This is a genomic window from Streptomyces sp. NPDC006997, assembly GCF_040635175.1.
Classification (GTDB): domain Bacteria; phylum Actinomycetota; class Actinomycetes; order Streptomycetales; family Streptomycetaceae; genus Streptomyces.
The window spans coordinates 2,388-3,592 of sequence record NZ_JBEYHH010000079.1 but is presented as its reverse complement, the minus strand read 5'-3'; the positions used below and the strand labels follow the sequence as shown (position 1 = coordinate 3,592).

Genomic DNA, 1,205 nt, shown 5'->3' with positions numbered 1-1,205 from the left:
ACGCGATCCGCACCCAGGGCCGCACCGAGTACGCCGTCCGCTGCGACGGCGAGACCGGGTGCGGCGCCGTGCACCGCCACATCACCCCCGGCATCCGCACCGCCCCCTGCGGCGCCACCTATACCGTCCCCGGCCCCGACGCCGAGGACACCGACACCAGCTAGGACACCGTGACCCTGCCCGCCAGCCCGGCCGCCGCCGAGCCCCGCCGCACCCGCGGCGGGGCCGGTGGCGCTGGGCGTGGGCAGTGGGTGCGGTATCCGCTGCGCGTCGTCACGGATACCGAGGCGTACGCGGACGCCGACACGAAGGTCTACGGCAAAGTCAAGGCACTGTCGAAGAACCGCGAGTGCGAGGCCGCAGTGGCCCGGCTCGCCGAGTTCACCGGCCTGAGCGTCTCCGCGGTGGAGAAGGCCCTGACGCGCCTGTCGAGGCCCGCGCCCACCGACGGCATACGCGAACTGACCCGACGTCAGCGCTCCCACCGGACCACCGGCAAGGGCCGGACGAACGCGCGGACATGCCGCGACCTGGAGGACGACGAGCGCTACGTCTGCGCGCCCGTACGGGCCGCCGACACCCTCCGGGGCACCCTGCACCGCCTCTACCTCCTCCTGCGCTACACCACCCTCGTCGAGCGCCGCGACCTCACGCTGGCCGAGATCGGCGCCGCCCTGCGCCACCACGGCGGTGAGCGCGCCGGGAAGCCCCTGCACGAGGGCACCGCCACTCACCTCCTGGACGAACTGGAGGCCCTCGGCTGGATCACCCAGGACAAGCGCGCCGGGTACCGCGGCCGACACCGGATCACGGTGCACGACGACCCGCTCCGCCCGGTCGACGAGCCCGACGTCCCTCCGCCCGGCCCCGGCACCACCCCGGCGACGACTCCCGATCCTCAGTACGGGGCGGCTCCCGATCATGAGTACGGGGCCCCCGCGTATAAGGAAGACCAGGGATTGACTCACCCTCGAATTGCGCGGGCCGGTGGTCCATTCCGCCGTAGGCGAGGTACCGGTAGTACGCCCGCCGAACCTGTGAATACCGCAGGTAACAGCACGGGGTGTAACTATCCAGTAGCCCCCGCGTCCGGGGACGTCCCGGCCTCGCTGCGCGGCCCTGTGCGCCCCCCAGCACGCCCCGCGTACGACGGGCCCCCGCTCACCCTCAGCCCCCGCGTCTGGGCCGTCCTCGCCCCCGTACGC

1 pseudogene is annotated in these 1,205 nt (G+C 73.4%); it reads left to right on the top strand.

Going from position 1 to position 1,205, the window contains the following annotated elements:
- Nucleotides 1–170: 170 nt before the first annotated feature.
- Nucleotides 171–1,205: pseudogene (locus tag ABZ659_RS35500) on the top strand (hypothetical protein); the annotation flags it as partial.